The 19,098-nt window shown below is 61.8% G+C and carries 21 protein-coding genes and 1 tRNA gene; 8 read left to right on the top strand and 14 right to left on the bottom strand.

Translation table 11 applies throughout. From position 1 onward, the window contains the following. Nucleotides 1–42: 42 nt before the first annotated feature. Nucleotides 43–852, bottom strand: a complete 810-nt coding sequence (locus tag EL2594_RS15210) for a DUF7146 domain-containing protein (RefSeq protein ID WP_324603020.1) — start codon at nucleotides 850–852, stop codon at nucleotides 43–45. 237 nt (nucleotides 853–1,089) lie between these two features. On the opposite strand from EL2594_RS15210, the gene EL2594_RS14390 reads away from it, so the two are divergent. The 4 genes from EL2594_RS14390 to EL2594_RS14375 all read left to right on the top strand — a co-directional run bounded on the left by EL2594_RS14390 (nucleotide 1,090) and on the right by EL2594_RS14375 (nucleotide 3,240). Then, nucleotides 1,090–1,680 (top strand): lytic transglycosylase domain-containing protein, encoded by a 591-nt coding sequence (locus EL2594_RS14390; RefSeq protein ID WP_011415837.1) that lies wholly within the window; start codon nucleotides 1,090–1,092, stop codon nucleotides 1,678–1,680. 58 nt (nucleotides 1,681–1,738) lie between these two features. Further along, a complete protein-coding gene (locus EL2594_RS14385) occupies nucleotides 1,739–2,296 on the top strand; it encodes a thermonuclease family protein (RefSeq protein ID WP_011415836.1) in 558 nt (185 codons plus the stop codon). Continuing rightward, nucleotides 2,287–2,481: a DUF6961 family protein gene (locus EL2594_RS14380; protein ID WP_011415835.1), complete on the top strand. Its 195-nt coding sequence runs from the start codon at nucleotides 2,287–2,289 to the stop codon at nucleotides 2,479–2,481. The genes EL2594_RS14385 and EL2594_RS14380 overlap by 10 nt, the downstream gene beginning before the upstream one ends. A gap of 177 nt (nucleotides 2,482–2,658) precedes the next feature. Continuing rightward, entirely contained in the window at nucleotides 2,659–3,240 is a 582-nt protein-coding gene (locus EL2594_RS14375; RefSeq protein WP_011415834.1) for a hypothetical protein, read from the top strand. Between the two features lie 155 nt (nucleotides 3,241–3,395). On the opposite strand, the gene EL2594_RS14370 is transcribed toward EL2594_RS14375, so the two are convergent. From EL2594_RS14370 to EL2594_RS14360, 3 genes are all read right to left on the bottom strand, one after another. After that, nucleotides 3,396–3,659, bottom strand: coding sequence for a hypothetical protein (locus tag EL2594_RS14370; protein WP_011415833.1), 264 nt, complete (start codon nucleotides 3,657–3,659; stop codon nucleotides 3,396–3,398). A gap of 275 nt (nucleotides 3,660–3,934) precedes the next feature. After that, nucleotides 3,935–5,158 (bottom strand): tyrosine-type recombinase/integrase, encoded by a 1,224-nt coding sequence (locus tag EL2594_RS14365; protein WP_011415832.1) that lies wholly within the window; start codon nucleotides 5,156–5,158, stop codon nucleotides 3,935–3,937. A 166-nt stretch (nucleotides 5,159–5,324) separates the two neighbouring features. Further along, nucleotides 5,325–5,411, bottom strand: a tRNA-Leu gene (locus EL2594_RS14360). Between the two features lie 192 nt (nucleotides 5,412–5,603). Here EL2594_RS14360 and EL2594_RS14355 point away from each other — a divergent pair. Then, entirely contained in the window at nucleotides 5,604–6,554 is a 951-nt protein-coding gene (locus EL2594_RS14355; RefSeq protein ID WP_011415831.1) for a complex I NDUFA9 subunit family protein, read from the top strand. Between the two features lie 12 nt (nucleotides 6,555–6,566). Here the strand turns inward: EL2594_RS14355 and EL2594_RS14350 are convergent, their stop codons facing one another. Beyond that, nucleotides 6,567–7,037, bottom strand: coding sequence for an NfeD family protein (locus tag EL2594_RS14350; protein WP_011415830.1), 471 nt, complete (start codon nucleotides 7,035–7,037; stop codon nucleotides 6,567–6,569). A 3-nt stretch (nucleotides 7,038–7,040) separates the two neighbouring features. Beyond that, entirely contained in the window at nucleotides 7,041–8,021 is a 981-nt protein-coding gene (locus EL2594_RS14345) for an SPFH domain-containing protein (RefSeq protein WP_011415829.1), read from the bottom strand. Between the two features lie 142 nt (nucleotides 8,022–8,163). Here EL2594_RS14345 and EL2594_RS14340 point away from each other — a divergent pair, with 142 nt between their 5' ends. Further along, nucleotides 8,164–10,335, top strand: a complete 2,172-nt coding sequence (locus EL2594_RS14340) for a PQQ-dependent dehydrogenase, methanol/ethanol family (RefSeq protein WP_011415828.1) — start codon at nucleotides 8,164–8,166, stop codon at nucleotides 10,333–10,335. 4 nt (nucleotides 10,336–10,339) lie between these two features. Here the strand turns inward: EL2594_RS14340 and EL2594_RS14335 are convergent, their stop codons facing one another. The 5 genes from EL2594_RS14335 to EL2594_RS14315 all read right to left on the bottom strand — a co-directional run bounded on the left by EL2594_RS14335 (nucleotide 10,340) and on the right by EL2594_RS14315 (nucleotide 15,186). Next, nucleotides 10,340–11,227 carry a dienelactone hydrolase family protein gene (locus tag EL2594_RS14335; RefSeq protein ID WP_011415827.1) on the bottom strand — a complete coding sequence of 296 codons (888 nt, stop codon included), beginning with the start codon at nucleotides 11,225–11,227 and terminating at the stop codon, nucleotides 10,340–10,342. An 11-nt stretch (nucleotides 11,228–11,238) separates the two neighbouring features. Then, the gene (locus EL2594_RS14330) at nucleotides 11,239–12,030 is read right to left on the bottom strand and encodes an SDR family NAD(P)-dependent oxidoreductase (protein ID WP_011415826.1); all 792 of its coding nucleotides are present in this window, start codon (nucleotides 12,028–12,030) and stop codon (nucleotides 11,239–11,241) included. An 80-nt stretch (nucleotides 12,031–12,110) separates the two neighbouring features. Then, a complete protein-coding gene (locus EL2594_RS14325; RefSeq protein WP_011415825.1) occupies nucleotides 12,111–12,914 on the bottom strand; it encodes a DUF4198 domain-containing protein in 804 nt (267 codons plus the stop codon). 96 nt (nucleotides 12,915–13,010) lie between these two features. After that, nucleotides 13,011–13,865 carry a formyltetrahydrofolate deformylase gene (purU, locus tag EL2594_RS14320; protein ID WP_011415824.1) on the bottom strand — a complete coding sequence of 285 codons (855 nt, stop codon included), beginning with the start codon at nucleotides 13,863–13,865 and terminating at the stop codon, nucleotides 13,011–13,013. Nucleotides 13,866–13,905: 40 nt separating this feature from the next. Next, nucleotides 13,906–15,186, bottom strand: coding sequence for an aspartate kinase (locus EL2594_RS14315; RefSeq protein WP_041685394.1), 1,281 nt, complete (start codon nucleotides 15,184–15,186; stop codon nucleotides 13,906–13,908). A 125-nt stretch (nucleotides 15,187–15,311) separates the two neighbouring features. Here EL2594_RS14315 and EL2594_RS15410 point away from each other — a divergent pair, with 125 nt between their 5' ends. Both EL2594_RS15410 and ubiG read left to right on the top strand, forming a co-directional pair. Next, entirely contained in the window at nucleotides 15,312–16,205 is an 894-nt protein-coding gene (locus EL2594_RS15410; protein WP_011415822.1) for a phytanoyl-CoA dioxygenase family protein, read from the top strand. Beyond that, nucleotides 16,206–16,928: a bifunctional 2-polyprenyl-6-hydroxyphenol methylase/3-demethylubiquinol 3-O-methyltransferase UbiG gene (gene ubiG, locus EL2594_RS15405; RefSeq protein ID WP_011415821.1), complete on the top strand. Its 723-nt coding sequence runs from the start codon at nucleotides 16,206–16,208 to the stop codon at nucleotides 16,926–16,928. Here ubiG and EL2594_RS14300 read toward each other — a convergent pair. From EL2594_RS14300 to ruvC, 3 genes are all read right to left on the bottom strand, one after another. Further along, a complete protein-coding gene (locus tag EL2594_RS14300; protein ID WP_011415820.1) occupies nucleotides 16,893–18,008 on the bottom strand; it encodes a glycerophosphodiester phosphodiesterase family protein in 1,116 nt (371 codons plus the stop codon). The two genes, ubiG and EL2594_RS14300, sit on opposite strands and share 36 nt — an antisense overlap. After that, nucleotides 18,002–18,355, bottom strand: a complete 354-nt coding sequence (locus EL2594_RS14295) for an ArsC family reductase (protein ID WP_011415819.1) — start codon at nucleotides 18,353–18,355, stop codon at nucleotides 18,002–18,004. The genes EL2594_RS14300 and EL2594_RS14295 overlap by 7 nt, the downstream gene beginning before the upstream one ends. A 223-nt stretch (nucleotides 18,356–18,578) precedes the next feature. After that, nucleotides 18,579–19,070, bottom strand: a complete 492-nt coding sequence (gene ruvC / locus EL2594_RS14290; RefSeq protein WP_011415818.1) for a crossover junction endodeoxyribonuclease RuvC — start codon at nucleotides 19,068–19,070, stop codon at nucleotides 18,579–18,581. Nucleotides 19,071–19,098 lie beyond the last annotated feature (28 nt).

The following is a 19,098-nucleotide window of genomic DNA, read 5'->3' as shown; positions in this document are numbered from 1 at the left end:
ACGCCCTCTGCCGGATCAGGAATTCGAGAAGCCATCTCTCCTCTATTGCGCCGCTTTGCGGCGCAGCCATGCTGTCAGTTCATCGTTCCAGTCGGTGTCGCTTGAGGAAGGCTTGCGAACCTGGATCGTCCGTCCATCGCGGGCATAAGCGGCAAGCCCACGCGACGCGGCCAGCTCACCGCCAGCATCATGATCGATGAAGAGATGAAGCTCGGTCACGCTCTCAGGCACGCTGACGAGGCCGAAGCGCTCATTGCCCAGGGTCGCCCAAACGGGAATGCCGGTGAGAGCATAGGCCGACATCGCGCTCTCGATGCCCTCGGCGAGGCCTAGCTTGCCTGAAACCGGAGCAAAAAGGCGGACAGCGGCTTCGCCGAGCGAACCAAGCGCGCGCTTCGGTTTGTCGAAATCGGCCTTAGCATTGCCCGAAAGGAAAGTGCGATGGACGGCGATCGGCCCCTCGTCGAGGCTGGCCGCCGCAATCATGGCCGGCAAAAAGCGGGTGCGTCCCTTCGGCCCCAGCGGCGTTCGTGGATGGAACCGAAGCGCCGATGACGCGGCAAGGATGCCGCGGCTTTCAAGGTAGGCTTTGGCCTGACTGCCACGCAGTGCCTGTGCATCGCGCCAGATCCTCACTGCTGCCGCCGAGGGTTTGCGCGTCCTAGTCGGTTCAGGCTCGCTGTTGGTCGCAGAACCTGAAAAGAGCGAGGTTGCCTCGATACCTTCACTCGCCAGAGCAGCCAGCACGCTCTCCTGGTCGCATCCCGCGAAACAGTGGAAGAGGATGGCCTGTCGGCCGAGCGACACACCAAGTGACGGCGTGCGGTCGTCATGCGCTGGGCAGCGAGCCATGCCCTTGGTGCCGGACCATTTGCCTCCGCGCGTTTCGCAAATGCGGCGAGCCGTCTCGGCAAGAGACGATCTAGAATGAGTACGAACATGTAGGGGCATGCGAGCTCCTTAGCTTGCGAGATGGTCCCCTCGATTGGCCTCCTCTCCTCTCCCCAAGGCTGGCAATTGCCGCTTTCCTACAGAGGTATGTTCTTTTTATGTTCTTCTATGATTCGAAGCAACAGGACATCAGGCGACATGACTATCCCTAATCGACTGACGAGATTTCTGATCGCTCTTGCAGGCGTGATCGCAACCTCATTTCCTCCCGTCAGAGCCCAGGAGTTCGTCCTCTTCGAACACGCGGTCCACCAACCGAAGGCTGAGAGCGAATCTAAGGCGGCTAGACAGTACGCTCCGGCGGTTCGTTCTCGAGGCAAGACCAATATTTCCTACAGAGAAGGGCTGTACATGGAGGCTATTGCGAAGGCTGAGCTGCGTTACGGTTTGCCTAAGAACTTGCTTCGCGCTTTGATCTGGGCCGAGTCTCGTTTCAATCCCATGGCGGTTAGTCCGGCCGGCGCTGCCGGACTAGCGCAACTCATGCCAGCTACCGCGCGCGAACTGGGGGTGCGAAACCGGCATGATCCTATCGCCTCGATCGACGGCGGCGCGCGCTATTTGCGCGATATGCTGAACCGCTTTGAAGCGATTCACCTAGCCTTGGCTGCCTATAACGCGGGTCCTGGGGCCGTATCGCGTGCCGGCGGGATTCCCAGAAATGGTGAGACACCGCAATATGTCCGGTCGGTGCTATCCAGATGGTCTACGATCGGGGCATACCATTGACGAATTCTTGTAATTTCAGATTATTATCTGCTGGTGCTTATCGTATTGAAAACAGACTATGCCGATGCGTGAAGAACCGAGTGACCCGCTCGACTTTCGTAAAGCGTTCAAGGCAAAGAAGCGCAGGAAGTTAGGCAAGGAGATCATCTTGAGTTTGGGGGAATTCTCTATAGTCGTTGCAGCTGGGATGCTGGCGCTCAATTGGCCGGCCGGGGACGCGCGACCCGCAATGGTTGAACAGCAGGCCCAAGCGTTGTTCCAACAAGCAAGCTCTCCACAATTCGCTATATGCGGCAGAGTCAGGAGAACATGTGTGGTCGATGGCGATACTTTCTGGCTTGATGGTACCAAAATCCGTATCGCTGACATCGACACGCCAGAAATTGGCCAGCCCAGATGCGACTACGAGTACGAGCTTGGAATGCGTGCGACCCGCCGATTGGTCGATTTGCTTAATGCCGGGCCATTTGAGCTTCGCACCATCGGAAACCGGGATGAGGACCAGTACGGTCGCAAATTGCGTGTCGTGACACGAAATGGCCGGTCACTAGGCGATCAATTAGTTAGCGAAGGGTTGGCCAGGACGTGGAGCGGAAGACGTGAGCCATGGTGCTGAACCGCGATCAGGAACGTTGGGCTGCCGCTTTATGGGTAGAGAAGAATCATGGCGATGCTGGGCCTGCCTACATCGCAAAACAAGTGGAACGGCTGACCTTTGAGGGCGATGAAGCAGGTGTAGAAACCTGGAAGGCGATCGGCGACCGCTTCGATCAGCTTATGCGCAAAAGTACCGCGAACTGAGGTTTCGAAGCGGTGCGGCGATGGCTTCGAAATCTGGGTGTCAGGATCGAATTTTCTGTCCTCGTATCAGTGTCTCTGCTGGGAATTCTATTGAGCCTCCGATCTTGCTTTGGCTGAGTAGTAACAGCCCTCGCAACGGGAGACCTGCTTTTTGCGCGAATCGCAGCTCGAGGCGATATGGCAAGCAAACGCGCTTTCGCTTTGCACGTTGATGCGGACATGCAAAGAAAACGCGAAAATCTTTACACGTTAACGGAATTGCGGATGCAGCAACTTGGGCCGGACAATGCCATCTGGGATGATGGCGAATGGATCAGCTGGGACGAGATCAACGAGCAAATCCAGTACAAGGAATGGCGGACAAAGTATCCCAATGCCGATCTGTCTCTGGTCTCGATATTCGAGAACCTGATCGCCACGGCTGAAGATTACCACCTTCACACAGGCAAGCACCTTCAAGTGTATGGCGATATCGGAGAACTCTACGGGGCGATCACGCATGGGATAAAGCTGCACCGCAACTATGCTCAAGGATCGGACGGACGGCTCGGCAATGATCTGGTCGAGGTCAAAACAATCACGCCATTCAAAAGCAATGACCGGGTTACCCTGAACCTCAAACGGAACTTCAGCATGGTGTTCCTAGTCAAGATCACGTCGGACTTCGAAGTGCGCGGGAAGCTCATTCCACGCAAGGCCTTGCCCCGTGCGAAGGGTGACAAGCTTGTTCTCGAATGGGCTGATATTGGGGCTGCGTGAAGGGAGCCCTCGACGCTCAGCGCTGCACTCAACAGCAGCATCGAGTTTGCCTGCGTTTCCTAAATCAAGTGGCAGTCACGATTGCGGTAATGTTGGATGCCAAATCGAATAAGAGCGGCCGTTGTGTCAGCTGCGGTCGAAGCGATATCCCATTCTTAGGCTGCTAGTGGCAGCGAGTACCCAGCCATCTTGGAAAACTGGCTAGCGACAGCTTTCGCCATATCTTCATTGACCTTCATTTCAGCCAGAAAGGCCTTCTGGGCCGCTGGCGACACCTCCGAAAAGAAAGCGAAGACGCTGGCGTCAAACGTTGCCACACTCGATGGGTCAGCGATAAGCGCAGCGAGTTGATGAGCGGAATGGTTCGCCCCGTAGGGGGCGTTCACCGTTGTCAGAACCTGTGCAGTTTGATTGCTCATCTTGAACCTGCGAAATCGAATACTGGGAGAGCATATGCGCTTCAAGCGTTAGCAAAACAAGAATGTTTAAACATAGGAAGGACGCAGGGCTCCAATCCGCGATTTATCCCGCATTTTTCAAAAATCGCGTTTTGCGGGATAAAAGCTCCTCGATTGCAGGCGCGCCTAGTTATCATTGCGATCCTTCAGAACTCGCCAACGTCATTTCCCAGGCACGAAGCCCGACCGCTAGCCTTACTGCTTTGATCCATCTGCAAATGGGGCCCAGCCGCGATTTAGCCTCGGGCAAACTTCGCCTCTATGACCTTTCCTCCTGAGCGAAGTTCATCAAGATAGTCGCTCCACCATTGAGCCATACGCACCCGTTCATCCCAGTGCTTACCACGGTGGTAAATACCACGCACCGCATTGCTGTCGCCGTGCGCCAATGCACGCTCGATGGCATCCGGGTTCCAAAGTCCTGACTCGTTGAGGAATGTCGAGGCCGTAGCTCGCAGACCGTGGGCGGTGACCTCATCCTTGGAGTATCCCATTCGGCGAAAAGCGGCATTCAGGGTGTTCTCGCTCATAGGACGCTTTGAAGTCCGAGCCGAAGGAAACACATAGCCTTCATGGCCTAGCATCTCGGCTAAGTCTGTCAGATAGCTTATGACCTGTTTCGAAAGAGGGACGGCGTGCGCACGGCGAGCCTTCATTTTTCCTGCGGGGATCTTCCAGACACCATCGACAAGGTCGACCTCGCGCCACTCGGCATGCCTGAGTTCGCCAGGTCGTACGAAGACATGAGGCGCGATCTGCAATGCGAACTTTGTCACCATGTAGCCGGTGTAGTCGTCGATTGCCCGTAGCAGACCGCCGAGCTCCTTGGGTTCCAGGATGGCCGCATAATGGGTAGCCTTCGGCGTTATCAGTGCACCTTTGAGCATGCTGGTTGGATCGGATTTGCAGCGAGTTGTCGCAACGCCATACCTGAAGACCCTGCCCGCGAACGAACGACACTTTTTCGCGGTTTCGTGTTTCCCGGTGGCCTCGAGCCGCTTGAGAGGAGCCAAGACTTCAAAGGGCTCGATCTCATGAATGGGCCGGTTTCCAATTGCCGGTGCCAGCTGGTCTAGAAAGTAGTTGGCCTTTACGATCGTGGCCTCAGCTCGGCCATTCTGAACCATCATCTGCTCGATGTATTCGCGGGCCACCGTCTCGAAGGTCTGCGCGGAGAGAAACTCCTCGCGTATCTTCTGCTTGCGTTTCTCAAAGGCAGGGTCCCGACCTGAGGCAACAGCTTGGCGCGCCTCAAAGGTCACGTCTCGCGCTTCCTTCAGACTGATTTCCGGATAACTGCCGATGGCAAGCTTCTTCTCAACTTTGCCGATACGATAGCGGAAACGCCACAGCTTACTTCCTGCCGGCGTGACCTCGATATAGAGGCCTCGCTGGTCGGCGACCTTGTACGATTTGGTTTTCTTCTTCAGGGCTCGGAGCCGAGTTTCGGTGAGAGGCATGTGCGGGCCTTTTCCCAATGTGGTTTTCGCAAAGGCCCGCAAAAGGCCCGCAAAAATGTCTGGAACCCCCGAGAACAAACGGGACGATCCGGAACGACCGAAGGGCGGAATCCCTAGGGTTTCTGCGGGTTTTATAGATTATCTGGGAGAACAAGAGAAGAACAAATGGTGCCCAGAAGAGGACTCGAACCTCCACGGGGTTGCCCCCACCGCCACCTGAAGACGGCGCGTCTACCAATTCCGCCATCTGGGCACACCATCAGCCGACCGCGTTTCGGATCGGCTGCGAACAGGGGCGGGCCACTACGGGGAGTCGCCAGCGGTGTCAACGCTAATTGGCGCTGTCATGCTTGCGGGCAGGACCGCCCATCGGAACAGTTGCGGCATGCGGCCCGTTGCTGCATGGGATTGCCTCGCTTCCACCCCATTTCAGCAGGACAGACCAATGGCCGCCACCGACCCGCTTGCCGACAAACTGATCACCGTCTTCGGCGGCAGCGGGTTTCTCGGCACGCATGTGGCCCAGGCGCTGCTCGAGCGCGGGGCGCGGCTGCGCATCGCCAGCCGGAACCCGGAGAAGGCCTTCAAGCTCAAGCCGCTCGCCAATCTCGGCCAGCTGCAATTTGCGCGCTGCAATATCCTGCGAGAGGACAGCGTCTCCGCCTGCGTCCAGGGCGCGGACATGGTGGTCAATCTCGTCGGCTCGTTCGAAGGTGACCAGATCGCGCTGATGGGCAAGGCGGCTGGTCAGATCGCGCAGGTCGCCGCCGATCAGGGCGTCGAGGCGCTGGTACAGGTTTCAGCCATCGGCGCCGATCCGGAAGGGCAGACCGACTACAGCATCGGTAAGGGACTGGGCGAGAAGCTGGTCCTCGAAGCGTTCCCGAAGGCGACGATACTGCGCCCGTCGATCGTCTTCGGCGCGGATGACGATTTCCTCAACATGTTCGCCGGACTGATCCAGATGATGCCTGCCCTGCCCGTGTTCGGTCCCAAGGCCGAATTGCAGCTGGTTCATGTCGACGATGTCGCCGAAGCCATCGCGGTGAGCCTCGCCGATCCCGGCAAGCATGGCGGCAAGATCTATGAGCTCGGCGGTCCCGAGGTGCTCACCATGCTCGAAGTGAACGAGCGCATCGCGCAGGCGCAGCGACGCAACCGCGCCTTCATCCCGATGCCCGATTTCGCCAGCGCTACCTTTGCCGCGCTGCCTCTGACACCGATGAGCAGCGACCAGTGGAAAATGCTCAAGGCGGGTAGCACCGTCGCCGCGGACGCGCGCGGATTCAAGCAGCTCGGGATCGAGCCCAGGCCGCTCGGCCTGTTCCTCGACCGGATGATGGTGCCCTATCGCGAGAAAGGTCGCTTCGCCGAGGATATCGGCTCGGCGACCTAGCGCGCAGCCGCGTCAGCTCTCGCCGCGCGGCGTGTTTTCGATCAGGTTCATCGGTTCGACCAGCAGGATCGCGCCTTCATGGCCGGTGACGCGCACACGCTCGCCGATTTCGAGATCGACGCCCTTGGCCAGCCAGTCGCCGTCGCCGATATGGATACGGCCGGTGCCGCCTTCGAAGGCCTGCACCACGATTGCCGTCTCGCCGACCAGCCGTCCGCCGCGCTTGTTCATCAGCGGATCGGCGCTGGCGATCGGGCGATCGCGCAGGATTCGCTTGGCGCTGAAAGCGGCGATCAGGGCGATGAAGACGAAGTTGACGATCTGCAGCGGCAGGCCCGGATCGAACACGAAAGTCAGCAGGCCGGTGAGCAGCGCCGCCACGGCCAGCCAGATGAGGTAGACGCCGGGTACGAGGATCTCGAGGGCGGCCAGCACCAGCCCGATGATCACCCATACCCAATAGGGTTCGATGCCGTCGAACATCGCCTAGCCCTTGTTGCCCGAGCGCGGTACGCTGCTGCGGGGGCGGCTTGCGTCGATCGGCGTGCCTGCATCGACGGTCTGCCCGCCGACCGCGTCCTTGATCAGTTCCCCAATGCCGCCGAGCGAACCGATCAACTGGGTCGCCTCCATCGGGAACAGGATGGTCTTGGCATTGGGACTGTCCGCGAATTTCCCGAAGGCCCGGGTGTATTCCTGCGCGACGAAATAGTTGATTGCCTGGCTGCCCGACCCGGCAATGGCATCCGAAACCAATTGCGTCGCCTTGGCTTCCGCTTCGGCTTCGCGTTCGCGCGCCTCGGCATCGCGGAAAGCCGCCTCGCGCTTGCCCTCCGCTTTAAGAATGGCGCTTTGCTTGTCGCCTTCGGCGCGCAGGATGTTTGACGCCCGATCCCCTTCCGCCTCGAGAATCTCGGCGCGCTTGAGTCGTTCGGCCTTCATCTGCCGCGCCATGGCTTCGGAGATATCCATCGGCGGGCGGATATCCTTGATCTCGACGCGGGTGATCTTGATTCCCCAGGGCGAAGTCGCATGGTCTACCACGCTGAGCAGGCGGGCATTGATCTCGTCGCGCTTCGACAGCGTTTCGTCGAGATCCATCGATCCCATCACGGTGCGCAGGTTCGTGGTCGTCAGCGCCAGAATGGCGTTGTGCAGGCCGGAAACTTCGTAGGCCGCCTTGCCCGCATCCAGAACCTGGAAGAACACCACCGCGTCCACGCCGACCATGGCGTTATCCTTGGTGATGATCTCCTGCCCGGGAATATCGAGCACCTGTTCCATCATATTGATCTTGTGCCCGACCCGGTCGATGAACGGGATGATCAGGTGCAGACCCGGTTCGGCCGCCATCGTGAATTTGCCCAGCCGCTCGATCGTATAGACGAAACCCTGCTTCACCACGCGCACCCCCATCAGCAGGAATGCGATCAGCAAGAACAACAAGGCGATGAGTACGAATTCCATGGTGAGCAAACTCCCTACGACCAGAACACCAGACTAGCGCGATTCCCCCCATGGACAAGCGCGGTCTGGTTGGGCAGAACCGGTAGCACATCAAAACCGGAACGGGCAGGCAAGCCCGCGCGGTCTCTGGGGAGAGGGTATCATGCGGAAATGGACCACGGCACTGGCCGGGATCGCGGTGTTGTCGCTGGGCGGGATCACGCTCGCTGCCTGCAATAGCGGGGAGGAAATGGTCGAAGGCGGTATCGACAATATCCGCCTGATGAATGCCGATGCCGACAGCGCCAATTGGATCACGCATGGCCGGACCTATTCCGAACAGCGCTTTTCCCCGCTGAGCCAGGTCAACCAGGAAACGGTCGGCGAGCTGGGCCTCGCCTGGTATGCCGACATGGACACCGCGCGCGGGCAAGAAGCGACGCCGCTGGTGATGGACGGCAAGCTCTACCTCACCACCGCCTGGAGCAAGGTGAAGGCTTTCGACGCCGCGACGGGCGAGCCATTGTGGGAATACGATCCGCAAGTACCCGGCGAGACGGCGGTCAAGGCGTGCTGCGATGTCGTCAACCGCGGGCTCGCGGCGTGGAACGACAAACTCTACCTCGGCACGCTCGACGGGCGGCTGGTCGCGCTCGACCGCGATACCGGCGAGGTCGCGTGGGAAAAGGTCACCGTCGACCAGTCCAAGGCCTACACCGTCACCGGCGCGCCGCGGATTATCGACGGCAAGGTGCTGATCGGCAATGGCGGGGCTGAATTTGGCGTGCGCGGCTATATCGCGGCCTATGATGCCGCCGACGGCGAGGAGCTGTGGCGCTTCTACACCGTCCCCGAAGGCACCGAGGATGAGAGCTCGCCTGCCTATTTGCAGGAAGCAGCGGCGACATGGAACACCGATGTCCTTGCCAGTTCCGACGCCATCGGCGGCGGCGGCACGGTATGGGATTCGATGGCCTACGACCCGGAGCTCGACCTGCTCTATATCGGCGTCGGCAACGGCAGCCCGTGGAACCGGGCCTATCGCAGCCCCGGCGCCGACGGCACGGGCGAAGGCGACAACCTCTATCTCTCCAGCATCGTGGCGATCCGTCCCGACACCGGCGAGTATGTCTGGCATTACCAGACGACGCCGGGCGAAACCTGGGACTACACTGCGACCCAGCACATCATCCTCGCGGATCTCGAGATCGACGGGCGCGAGCGCCAGGTGTTGATGCAGGCCCCCAAGAACGGCTTCTTCTACGTCATCGACCGGGCCACCGGCGAATTCATCAGCGCGGAAGAATATATCCCGCAGAACTGGGCCGAAGGGATCGACGAGAACGGTCGTCCGATCGAAGTCGCCGAAGCACGCATCGACAAGACCGGCGAACCAGCTTTGGTTATGCCGGGGCCCCTTGGCGGCCATAACTGGCACCCTATGGCGTTCCACCCGGGCGAAGGACTGGTCTATATTCCCGCCTTCGAAGCGGCGACGATCTACGATCCGGAGCCCGACTGGAAGCCCGACCCGGCGCGCGGTTTCAATGTCGGCTTCAATTTGGGCGCAGGCGATCTGCCGCCCGACATGGGCATCCGCAAACAGGTCTACGGCACCGTCAAAGGCAAGCTGATGGCGTGGGACCCGGTCGCGCAGGAAGCGCGCTGGACGGTCGAATTTCCCGGGCCGTGGAATGGCGGCATCCTCGCCACCGGCGGTGGCCTGGTGTTCCAGGGCAATTCGGGCAGCGAATTCGCGGCCTATGATGCGTCGACTGGTGAGAAATTGTGGGGCTTCCCGGCACAGACCGGCATCGTCGCTCCGCCGATCACCTACACCGTCGATGGCGAGCAATTTGTCGCCGTGCTGGCCGGATGGGGCGGGGCCTACGCCATCACCGCCGACGGCGAGTTGGTCAACGACCAGGGGCCGGTCCAGAACATCAGCCGCCTGCTGGTGTTCAAGATCGGCGGCACGGGCGAATTGCCCGAGCAACCCGAGCTGGCGCGCCTGCCGCTCGACCCTCCGCCAAGCCGAGCCAGCGCGGAAGTGATCGCGCTCGGCAAGGAAAAATACGCTCGCTATTGCGCGGTCTGCCACGCCCCGGCGGCGGTAGGCTCGACCGTCCTGCCCGACCTGCGACGCTCGGCAACGCTCGCGAACAAGCAGGCCTGGCTCGCCGTCGTCCACCAAGGCATCCTCAAGGACAATGGCATGGTCAGCTTCGCGGATTCACTCAGCGAGGAAGAAATCGACGCGATCCGCGAATACGTGATCAAGCGCGCCAACGAAGACAAGGCTATCGAGCGTCCGGCACAGGTGGCAAGGCGCTAGGGGACTAAAGCGCTTCCTCGTAAAGTGCGAGCAAGCGGCTCCACGCCTTTTCTGCAGGCCCTTCGACGTAAGCGGGATTGTCCGGCACGGTCCAGCCGTGGTCGCCAGCATAGACTTCGACCTCGGCGTCGACGCCTGCTGCCTCGGCCGCTTCGCGCAAGGCCGTCTTGTCGTCCGGATCGCGCTCATCATCATTTTGCGCGATGGCGAAAAGATAGCTGGTGCCGTCTTCGAGGATCTTGTGCGGGCTGTCTTCGTCCTCGCGCACCAGCCCGCCGCCGTGAAAGCTCGCCGCCGCCTTGACCCGGTCCGGGCGTGAATGCGCGGTATAGACGGTGAAAGGACCGCCCATGCAGTAGCCCTGCGTGCCGATCCCGCGCTCGCTATCGACCGCTTCCCGTCCGTCGAGCCAGCTGACCAGCGCATCGGCATCGCGCATCACGGCATCGCTGCTGAGTTTCTCGCGCCATGGCCGCACAAGCTGGAAGCCGCCCGCTTCGCGGAACTGGACCGAGCTTTCGAAGCGGTCGCCCGGCACGTCGCGATAATAGGGGTTGGCGACCAGCACGGCATAGCCCTGCCCCGCCAAACGCCGGGCGATATTGCGCTTGGATTCGCGCAGACTGGCGATGTCGGGCCAGACGATGACGGCGGGGTACTTGCCTGCGCTCGGATGCACGAAGAAGGCGTCCATCTCGCCATCTTCGGTGTCGATCAAGACGCGGTTCTCGACCAGTCCGCTGGCATCCATTGAGGCTTCGACGGCGACCGTTTCACCGCCCGCACACGCCGCGAGCGCAGCCGCCCCGGTTAGCGCGCCGAATTCCCTGCGGCTTAGTCCCTTGGCGGCAATCTTCCTGTCCCACTCGGCAAAATCACGCTCGTCGCACATTGCAAACTCTCCTATCCGCGCATCAATACGCGTGCGCTCTGCCCGTCGTCGATACGGATAATGGCCCCGGTGACGCATTCGCTGGAGGGCGCGACCAGGTAAAGCAGCGTCGAATCCATCTGTGCCGGGACTGGGATCCGCTTGCGCGCGACATGTTCGGTCGGGTCGCCGATCCGCTCGAACATGCCGTCGGTCATCTCGGAAACGAACATCCCCGGTGCGATCGCGTTGACGTTGATCCCGGCATAGGCCCACTCGACGCTGAGCGCCTCGGTCATGCGGGCGATCGCGGTCTTGGTCACCGCGTAAAGCGCCGCACCGCCCCCGTCGTAGCGGTAATGCGCAACCGAGCTGATATTGACGATATTGCCCGGCTTCCCGGCATCGATCAGCCGCCGCGCCACCTCGCAGGAAAGCAACCAAGGGCCACGCAGATTTACGCCCAGCACCTGGTCGACCAGCTCGGTGCTCATCTTGTGAGCTCGCTGGGCGTCGGGCATCCCGGCATTGTTGACGAGGATGTCGATCGTGCCAAAGGCCTGTTCGCCGGCATCGACAGCAGCGACCAGCGCATCGGCATCGGTCGCATCCATTTGCACGGTAAGCGCTTTGCCGCCTGCTGCTTCGATCTCTTCAGCGAGCTTTTCCAACCGGTCGATCCGCCGCGCCGCCAGCACCACCTCTGCCCCTTGGCTTGCCAGCACCCGGGCAAACCGCTCTCCCAACCCCGATGATGCGCCTGTCACCAGCGCAACGCGCCCGCTCAGGTCCATGGAGGCATTGGGCAATGGATAATCGGTCATGTGTCTCTCCCCAGACTGGCCGGTTGGACTCCGCGATATCCGCCTGCGCTAAGCGTTATTCGGTGTCCGCTCAAACAGCGTCAATCGTAACCGAAGGACAGGCTGGAGAAGACCGTGAAAAAATCGGCACGATCCTCATTCGGCGCAGGTACGGCCCAGACGACGTCGAGCAACCAGCGGCCTTCTTCGGGGATCGTGAGTTCGACCATACCATTTTCGTCGGTCGGATATTTGGTCGTCCCTTTCGACCCTGCGAGATTGGCAACATGAAGGGTGCCTTCTGTCAGCGGAGCGCCGCGAAACAGAATCTGCACTGTTAGCCGACGGTCATCACCCAGCGCATAGGGGTTTTGCAGCGGGACAATTTCCAAGGTCTGGCCGATCGGGAGAGTAACGTTGTCCGTCGGTGTGTCGCCGACTTGAATGAGCGCCTTGGAGCGCCTCGAGTATAGCTCGGTCCCGCGTCGATCGACGGTAGCGGTTGCATTGCGATAGCGTGAGACGGCGTGAAGACCTTCCTCGTCAACATAGCTGTTGAAAGCCTCGGCATCGAGATCGCTTGCGCTCGGGTTGCTTTCGAAAGCCACAACATGTGTGCCCGGTTCGTTTAGATCTAACGCCGCTCGCCCAACCTCTTCCCCCACGGTCTCGCGGATTGCACCTTGATGATCGCTGATGCCGTCCGGGCCGTAATCGCGCAACGAAACTACGCGCTCCCAATATAGGCCCCATGGTCCATTCTCGGCTGCGTCGCCGACTTGGAAATCGACCGTGACGATCTCGCCCACCTCGATCTGGTAGCTTTCCGGCGCAAGCCAGAATGTATGGGCCGACGCGATGGCCGGGCATGCGAGCAATGCGGGTAGAAGGATGCGTTTGATCATTTCGCTACCATATCAGCGAAATCGCTCGCGACCAGCGCTTGTTACAGATGCGGGGAAGCCGATCGTTGCACATGATCTGCCTCTCGTTGGGGAGCACTAGCTGCGAAAGACGATCGTGCGCTGACCGTTGATCAACACCCGCTCTTCGACATGCATCCGCACGGCTTCGGCCAGCACCCGGCTTTCGATATCGCGGCCCTTGCGGACCAGGTCTTCGGGACTGTCGGCATGGCTGATCGGCTCGACATCCTGGTGGATGATGGGGCCTTCGTCGAGATCGGTGGTCACGTAGTGTGCCGTAGCACCGATCATCTTCACTCCCCGCGCATGCGCCTGGTGATAGGGTTTTGCCCCCTTGAAGCCCGGCAGGAAGGAGTGGTGGATGTTGATGCAACGCGCGGCAAAATGCGCTGCCTGCTCGTCCGAGAGAATCTGCATGTAGCGGGCAAGCACGACGAGTTCTGTGTCGGTCTCTTCGGCGATGGCGCGGACCTGCGCCTCCTGATCGAGCTTGGTCTCGTGCGTGACCGGCAGGTGATGGAACGGCACTTCGCCGATATGCGTGTGGCTGATCGCCTCGCGCGGATGGTTGGAGACTATCGCGACGGGCTCGATCGGTAATTCGCCGATACGCCAGCGGTAGAGCAGGTCGGCGAGGCAATGGTCGAACCTGCTGACCATGATCAGCACCCGCCGTCTGCGATCGCGTTTCGCCAGCTTCCAGTCCATGCCGAGGCGGTCGGCATAGGCGGCAAAGTCGCGCTTGAGGGCATCGGGGTCGGCCTCCAGCGGATCGAAGGCGATCCGCATGAAAAAGCGGTCGCTTTCGCGATCGTTGAACTGGCGCGCTTCGAGAATGTTGCAGCCATGCTCGAACAGGAACCCGGTGACATTGGCGGTGATGCCGGGCCGGTCGGCGCAGGACAGCGTCAGGACGAGCGGATCGCTCACACGAGGGCCACTCCGGCGATTGTATCTCCGCAAGAGCCGCTCACGCAGCCGCGTCCTCCGCATCCAGCCCATAGGCCGTGTGAAGTACGCGAACCGCGAGCTCGGTCTCGTCCTCGTCGATCATGACGCTGACCTTGATCTCGGAAGTCGAGATTGCCTGGATATTGATGCCGCGGTCGGATAGCGCGCGGAACATGGTGCTGGCGACGCCCGCGTGGCTTTTCATGCCGACGCCGACGACGCTGATCTTGGCGATCTGGCTGTCGGTGATGATGCGGTTGAAGCCGATTTCCTCGCGCCTGTCTTCCAGCAGCGCCTGCGCGCGCGCCAGGTCCGCCTGCGGAACCGTGAAGGTCACATCGGTCTCGCCCTTGTCGCGGCCGACATTCTGGATGATCATGTCGACATTGATGCTGGCGGCGGCGAGCGGCTCGAAGATGTGTGCGACTGCCCCCGGCTTGTCCGGCACGCGGGTCAGGATGATCTTCGCTTCGTTCTTGTCGTGCGCAATGCCGGTCACGAGCTGGCGTTCCATATCGCCCTCCTCCAGAATCCTATCCATTTCCTCTTCCGACACGATCATCGTGCCGGGCAGGTCGTCGGCGGGTGTCGCATCGTCGTCGACGAAGCTGGACAGCACCTGCACGCGCACGCCCTCCTTCATCGCCAGACCGACCGAGCGGGTCTGCAGCACCTTGGCCCCGACCGAGGCCAGTTCGAGCATTTCCTCGTAGGTCACCGCTTTCTGCTTGCGCGCGCGGGCGACGATGCGCGGGTCGGTGGTGTAGACCCCGTCGACATCGGTGTAGATGTCGCAGCGATCCGCATCTATAGCGGCCGCTACGGCTACCGCCGAGGTATCCGATCCGCCCCGGCCGAGCGTGGTGATCCGGCCATCGTCCGAAAGGCCCTGGAAGCCGGGTATGACGGCGATGGTCCCGCCCCTCATGCTCTCCAGCAGCGCGTCGTTCTCGATATCCTCGATCCGCGCCTTGGCATGCGCTTCGACGGTGTGGACCGGCAATTGCCAGCCGAGCCAGCTGCGCGCCTTGCAGCCGAGTGATTGCAGCGTGAGCGCAAGCAGGCCGGACGTGACCTGCTCCCCGCTGGCCACCACGACATCGTATTCCGCCGGATCGTACAGCGCGTTGGCTTCGCGGCAGAAATTGACGAGACGGTCGGTCTCGCCCGCCATGGCGGAGACCACCACCGCGACCTCGTCGCCGCCTGCCGCCTGCTTCCGCACGATATTGGCCACGCGGCGAATCCGCTCGGTCCCCGCCATCGAGGTGCCGCCGAATTTCATCACGATGCGTGCCAAGGTGCAGGCCCCCAGATGCTGAACAAGCGAGAGCGCAGGGGACTAAGGGTCGTGCGCGCCAAACACAAGCAAGCTTGCGGTTTACGCCGCGATAGCGTTGATTGGCGAAGGCGGAGGAGAGAGCCATGCCCGAACTCACACATTTCACGACCGATGTCGCGCCGGAGGCGATCGCCGGCGCGTTGCGGAACGATGGTGCCTGCATCATCGACGATGCCATGGCCGCTGGCCAGCTCGACCGGCTGAAGCGCGAGATCATGCCCTATGTCGAAGCGACGGAGAGGGGAAAGGACGATTTCACAGGCCGACAAACGACGCGCACCGGGGCGCTGGTGGCCCGCTCCGAAACGTGCCGCGATCTGGTCATGGACGCGCGGCTCATCGGCGCCTGCGACGCGTTCCTCAAGGATTTCTGCGACACCTACCAGCTGCACCTGACCCAGCTGATCCGCATCTTCCCCGGTCAGGGCGAGCAGCCGCTGCACCGCGACCGGCTGGCCTGGGGCGGATACCTGCCCGCGTCGCTCGAGCCGCAACTCAACACGATCTGGGCGGTCACCGATTTCACGCGCGAGAATGGCGCGACGCGGGTCGTGCCCGGCTCGAACAGCTGGGCTCCGGAGCGCCGCGCCGGGGAAAGCGAGATCGCCTATGCCGAGATGAAGGCCGGATCGGTGCTGGTCTATTCCGGCTCGGTGATACATTCGGGCGGCAAGAACCGGTCCGATGCCGACCGCATGGGGCTCAACATCACCTATTGCCTCGGCTGGCTGCGGCAGGAGGAGAACCAGTACCTCTCGTGCCCGCCGGAGATTGCGCGAGACTTTTCGCCCGAATTGCGGGCGCTGCTGGGATATTCCATGGGCAGCTATGCGTTGGGGTATTTCACCCCGCCTTTGCCGCCCGGCGAAGGGCCGGAGATTACCCCGCCCGACTGGCTGTTCGGTGCCGATGCCAGCAGCTGGGGCGACACTTTGTTCGACAGCGTCAACGAACGCGCCAAGACCGGAGCAATGTAAGTGACCACTACAACCATCCGTCCCGACGAAGCCGCGCATTTCGGCGCGCTGGCGGCGGAATGGTGGGACCCGAAGGGCTCGAGCGCGATGCTGCACCGGCTCAACCCGGTGCGGCTCGAGTTCATCCGCGAAGCGATCGACCTGCACTGGGGCGGCGATGTCGAGGGCTTCACGCCATTGGCAGACAAGACCGCGCTCGATGTCGGCTGCGGTGCGGGGCTGCTGTGCGAGCCTTTGGCGCGGCTGGGGGCCGATGTAACGGGCGTAGATGCAGCGGCCGAGAATATAGAAGCGGCGCAGGCCCATGCAGTCGGGATCGGCCTCGATATCGACTACCGGCACGGCGAGCTGGCGGAATGGGGCCTTGGCCAGTTCGACTTGGTCACCTGCCTCGAAGTGATCGAACACGTCGCCGACAAGCGCGCGTTCCTTGCGAGCCTTGCCGAACGCCTCGCGCCGGGAGGAGTGATGATACTCTCGACGCCGAACAAGACCGTCAAATCGCGCTTGCTTCTCGTCGAAGCGGCCGAGGCGACCGGCATGATCCCGAGGGGCACCCATCACTGGGACGATTTCATCGGGCCCGAGGATCTGACCGCGCTGCTCGACGAACTGGGGCTGAGCGTCGGCGCGACCCGCGGGATCGCCTTCTCGCCGGTCAGGGGACTGCAGCTGAGCGATGACCTGTCACTCAACTACATCCTCAGCGCGCGGCATGGGTAGCCGCGCCTGATCGCGCGAGAGCAGCGCACACCATAAATCGTCATTGTTCGCCTCATCGCCCAAAGCGCAGATTGTCGGCAGGACATCGTCGGTAAAGACCCCGTCGACGCCCGCCGATTCGAGCATCGCCAGCAAGGCGGCATAATTTCCGACAGCCGCACCGTCCTCGCCCTCGCGCAAGCCGGGCGGGAGGAAGGCATTCTGCTTCCGGACGGTCCAGGCATGGACGACGAGGCCGGCCTGCGCGGCATCGGACACCAGCGACGTCGGCGAACCGTCGGCCTGCAACACGAGGGCGAGGTTGACGCCGACCCCGTCGGCATAGGTCGCCACTTCCGCCAGCCCGTCGGGCGTCACCATTTCGGCATAGGTCACGCCGGGTTCGTCGACCGGGCCGCCATCGGGCTTGATGAGCTGCACCAGCTTGAACTCGCTAAGCCTGTCCAGGCGGCCCAGCACCCAGGTCTCGAAACTCTGGATGAAGACCAGGTCCTGCGGCGTGATCTCAAGCCGCTCCAGCTCGCGCACCAGGTGGTCCGCAGGATTGATGCCGGTCGCGCGTTGCAGGAAACTGGGGTGCTTGAGCTCGGGATAAAGCCCGATGCGCCTTCCGGTCTCCGCTTCCTTGGCGCGCACCAGCCGGACGATGTCCTCGAGCGTGGGCACCGGGTAGAGCCCGTCGAAGCGCGCATTGGCCGGACGGATCGCGGGGATGCGCTCCTTCGCCCGCAGGGTGCGCAATTCGGCCAAGGTGAAATCCTCGGCGAACCAGCCGGTAACGGCCACGCCGTCGATCGACTTGGTGGTGCGCTTATCGGCGAACTCCGTTCGGCTTGCAACGTCGGTGGTCTGCCCGATTTCGTTCTCGTGCCGCGCGACGAAAACGCCATCCCTGGTGAGGACGAGATCGGGCTCGATATAATCCGCGCCCTGGTCGATCGCGCGTTCGTAGGCCGCCAGCGTGTGTTCGGGCCGCTCGCCGCTGGCGCCGCGATGGGCGATGACGAGGAAATCCTCGTCCAGCGCCATGCCGGGCGTCGCGAGGAGCGTCAGGAGGGCCGCCGCGCAAAACCTCAGCACCAGGCATTCTCCCACTCGCTGTCGTTGAAGCCGATGAGGATGCGCTCGCCGTCCTCATGCTCGGCGACCGGTCGCTTGATCAGGCTGGTATGCTCCAGCATCAGCGCGATCGCCTTGTCGCGATCGATATCCGCCTTGTCGGCATCGTCGAGCTTGCGAAAGGTCGTGCCCCGACGGTTGAGCAGAACCTCCCAGCCCACAGCGTCAGCCCAGCGTTCGAGCTTGGCGCGCTCGGCTCCTTCCTTCTTGTAGTCGTGGAAATCGTACTCGAGCCCCTGCGCATCCAGCCACTTACGGGCCTTCTTGACGGTGTCGCAATTGGGTATGCCGTAGAGATGGATCGTCATCGGAAACCTGTGTTGTGTTGGGAGACATGGACCGCATGGACCACTGTCCGGGGGGAGAAAGTTTCGCCTTGGCGCCTTGGATGCGTTTCACTCTGGAGGGGCGGTGTTTCAAACGCATGCAGGGCGATCTAGCGAGTGCTTGGGCCGGGGGATAGACCCCACACCCGTTCGGGCTGAGCCTGTCGAAGCCCAGCCGCCGTGTTTCGCCTGCCCTTCGACAGGCTCAGGGCGAACGGAGGTTCGCGATGCTCCGCAAGTTCGCATCGGCGATCGCGACGGCCAGCGCGTCAGCGGCATCGGCTCCGGCGACTTGCGCCCCCGGCATTAGCACCTTGAGCATGGCCTGCACTTGGGCCTTGTCCGCCCCGCCCGTACCGACGACGGATTTCTTGACCAGCCGCGCGGCGTGTTCGTTGACGGCCAGGCCGCCCGCCGCGCAGGCCGCCAGCACGCAGCCCCGCGCCTGCGCCAGCTTGAGAGTCGATTGCGGGTTCTTGTTGATGAAGATCTCCTCCGCCGCCGCCCGGTCCGGGTCGTGTGCGGCAATCACCGCTGCGATGGCAGCGTGCAGGTGATGCAGGCGATCCGCGATCGGGGCCTTTGCATCCGTCTTGACTTGCCCGTTGGCGACATGCGCGATACGCGAGCCCTCGGCCCGGATGACGCCCCAGCCGGTACAGCTGAGCGAGGGATCGAGGCCGAGGATTATGGTCACTGCCCTCTTCCCTTCAGGGGAGAGGGTT

The sequence above is a fragment of the Erythrobacter litoralis HTCC2594 genome, assembly GCF_000013005.1.
GTDB lineage: Bacteria > Pseudomonadota > Alphaproteobacteria > Sphingomonadales > Sphingomonadaceae > Parerythrobacter > Parerythrobacter litoralis_A.
The sequence above is the reverse complement of the archived record's forward strand: the minus strand, read 5'-3'. Positions and strand labels throughout refer to the sequence as shown.